General features: G+C 61.0%; 3 protein-coding genes. All 3 read left to right on the top strand.

The features are described from left to right. The coding region (locus AC1DLB_RS25410; protein ID WP_477785865.1) for a lactate utilisation protein LutB domain-containing protein at nucleotides 1–96 on the top strand (96 nt) is incomplete at its 5' end. Further along, nucleotides 96–767, top strand: coding sequence for a LutC/YkgG family protein (locus AC1DLB_RS25405; protein WP_018929465.1), 672 nt, complete (start codon nucleotides 96–98; stop codon nucleotides 765–767). The genes AC1DLB_RS25410 and AC1DLB_RS25405, both read left to right, overlap by 1 nt. Further along, a partial coding sequence (locus tag AC1DLB_RS25400) for an FAD-binding and (Fe-S)-binding domain-containing protein (RefSeq protein ID WP_477785864.1) occupies nucleotides 764–3,400 on the top strand: 2,637 nt, incomplete at its 3' end. The genes AC1DLB_RS25405 and AC1DLB_RS25400, both read left to right, overlap by 4 nt.

The raw sequence follows: 3,400 nt of genomic DNA, 5'->3' as shown, positions 1-3,400 counted from the left end.
GGCCCATGGACCCAGAACCACAGCGCACCGAAACCCGCGGCCCGCTCACTGCATGACATGGCCCGCGAGCATCTGGCCAAACAGGGGGACCGTTGATGAGCGCCAAGCAAAATATCCTCGCCAAATTGCGCAACAGTCTGACGGGCACCACGCCGGTGGCTGACAACTTCGATGTCGAACTGGTGACCGAGCCCTACACCTACACGCCGGAACAACGCATTTCGCAACTGCGCAAACTGATGGAAGCGGTGCATACCGAAATCCATCTGACGTCCAGAGAAGGCTGGCCCGAATTGCTCGCGCAACTGCTGCGGGACCGCCAGTTGCCGAGCCTGCTGATTGCGCCGACGACGCCCCACGGGCAACGCATCACCGAGCATTGGGCGAAAAATCCTGGCCTGCCAGCGCTCAAAGCCTACAACCGCCCGGTCGAGGAATGGAAAGCCGAGTTGTTCAACGACACCCCGGCCAGCCTGACTACCACCCTCGGCGCGATCGCCGCGACCGGTAGCCTGATTCTCTGGCCGACGCGGGAAGAACCGCGCTTGATGAGCCTGGTGCCGCCAGTGCATTTTGCCCTGCTCAAGGCCAGTGAAATCCGCGACAACTTCTATCAGGTACAGCAGGAATTCGAATGGGCCCAAGGCATGCCGACCAACGCCTTGCTGGTGTCCGGCCCATCGAAGACTGCCGACATCGAGCAAGTGCTGGCTTACGGTGCCCACGGCCCGAAAGACCTGGTGGTGTTGATCCTGGAGGACCAATGAGTCTACCGGCGGCTTTTCTGCGCGATGCGCAGCAACTGATTCCTGAAACACGACGTTTCGACGACCCGCTATCAACCCTGGCCTTCGGCACCGACGCCAGTTTCTATCGGCTGATTCCAAAACTGGTGATCCGCGTCGAGTCCGAAGACGAAGTAGTGGCGCTGCTCAAACTGGCGCAACGGGACCACATCCCGGTGACCTTCCGCGCCGCCGGCACCAGCCTGTCTGGCCAGGCCATCAGCGATTCGGTGCTGATTGTRCTGGGGGATAACTGGAACGGTCGCGAGATCCGTGGCCAGGGTACGCAAATCCGTCTGCAACCGGGCGTGATCGGCGCCCAGGCCAATGCGTGGCTGGCACCGTTCGGACGCAAGATCGGTCCGGATCCGGCGTCGATCAATGCCTGCAAAATCGGCGGCATCGTCGCCAACAATGCCAGCGGCATGTGCTGCGGCACAGCGCAAAATACCTATCACACCCTGGCCGGGATTCGTCTGGTGTTGGCCGATGGCAGCCGACTCGATACCGAAGACCCCAGCAGTGTTGCGGCGTTCCGAAAGAGCCACGCCGAATTGCTGGAGCGTCTGGCGACACTGGGCCGCGAGACCCGCGCCAATGCCGAACTGGCTGCGAAAATTCGCCACAAATACCGTCTGAAAAATACCACCGGGCTGTCACTCAATGCCCTGGTGGATTTCGACGAGCCTGTGGATATCTTGAGCCACTTGCTGGTGGGTTCCGAAGGCACGCTGGGGTTCATCAGCGCGGTGACCTACGACACGGTGATCGATCACCCGAACAAGGCATCGGCGCTGATTGTGTTCCCGGACGTGGAAACCTGCTGCAACGCGGTTTCCGTCCTGAAAAGCCAACCAGTGTCGGCCGTGGAACTGCTGGACCGTCGCAGCCTGCGCTCAGTGCAGGACAAGCCTGGCATGCCGGCTTTCGTACAACAACTGTCGCCTAATGCCTGCGCTCTGTTGATCGAATCCCGCGCGGCCTCCTCCACTTTGCTGCAGGAACAACTGGCGCAGATCATGGCGTCGCTGACCGACTTCCCAGTGGAAAAACAAGTCGACTTCACCGAAGATCCGGTGGAAAACGCCCGGCTCTGGGCGATCCGCAAGGACACCTTCCCCGCCGTCGGCGCGGTGCGCAAAACCGGCACCACGGTGATCATCGAAGACGTGACCTTCCCGGTGGAACAACTGGCCATCGGCGTGAATCGCCTGATCGAGCTGTTCGACAAACATCACTACGACGAAGCGATCCTTTTCGGACACGCCCTGGAAGGCAATCTGCACTTCGTCTTCACCCAAGGCTTCAACAGCGCGGAAGAAGTCGCACGCTACCAGGCGTTCATGGACGACGTGGCGCAGTTGGTGGCCGTGGAGTTCGGCGGCTCGCTGAAGGCCGAACACGGCACCGGTCGCAACATGGCGCCCTTCGTCGAACTGGAATGGGGCAGCGACGCCTACCAGTTGATGTGGCAGCTCAAACGCCTGCTCGACCCCAACGGCATTCTCAACCCGGACGTGGTGCTCAGCGACGATCCACAGATCCACCTCAAACACCTGAAGCCGCTGCCCGCCGCCGATGAGATTGTGGATAAGTGCATCGAATGCGGTTTCTGCGAACCGGTGTGCCCGTCGAAAGGCCTGACCTTGAGCCCACGCCAGCGCATCGTGATCTGGCGTGACATCCAGGCGAAGAAACGCGCCGGCATAGACACCGCCGAACTGGAGCAAGCCTACGAATACCAGGGCATCGATACCTGCGCCGCCACAGGCCTGTGTGCACAACGTTGCCCTGTAGGCATCAACACCGGCGAGCTGGTGAAAAAGCTCCGTGGCCGTAACGCGACCCATACGAAAACCGCCAACTGGATTGAAGGCAATTTCGCCACTGCGTTACAAGGCGCGCGCTTCACCCTGCATGTCGCCAACGGTGCGCGGATGCTGTTGGGGGCGCCACGCTTGGCGAAGCTTTCGGCAACATTGACCCGCTTGTCCAAAGGCCAGGTCCCGCAATGGACCAACGCCATGCCACAGCCGGAAAAGGCCATTCGCTTCAGCCCGAGCGTATCGGACGAACGCCCTCGGGTGGTGTATCTCGCGGCCTGCGTGTCGCGGGTCATGGGCCCGGCGGCGGGTGATAAAGAGCAAATGTCGCTGTACGACAAAACCCGTGGCCTGCTGGAAAAGGCCGGTTACCAGGTAGTCTTTCCAGACAATCAGGACAACCTCTGCTGCGGCCAGCCATTCGCGTCCAAGGGCTATGCCGAACAGGCCGAACACAAACGTCAGGAGCTGATCGGCGCACTGCTGCACGCCAGCCGCGGCGGGCTCGACCCGATCTACTGCGACACCAGCCCCTGCACGCTGCGGCTGGTTCAGGACCTCGGCGACGTACGACTGGACCTGTACGACCCGGTGCGTTTCATCCGTACGCATTTGATGGACCGACTGGACTTCACCCCGCAGGAAGCACCGATCGCGGTGCACGTCACGTGCAGCACGCAGCATCTAGGCGAGAGCCAGGCGTTGATCGATCTGGCGCGCAAATGCAGTAAAAACGTGGTCATTCCGGAAGGCATTCACTGCTGTGGTTTTGCTGGCGACAAAGGCTTTACC

It is taken from the genome of Pseudomonas sp. 05N434, from assembly GCF_056396965.1.
The sequence above is the reverse complement of the archived record's forward strand: the minus strand, read 5'-3'. Positions and strand labels throughout refer to the sequence as shown.

What these genes read in the sequence shown, in the direction of transcription:
- AC1DLB_RS25405 (WP_018929465.1), top strand. Translation starts at nt 96, where the DNA reads ATGAGCGCCAAGCAAAATATCCTCGCCAAATTGCGCAACAGTCTGACG.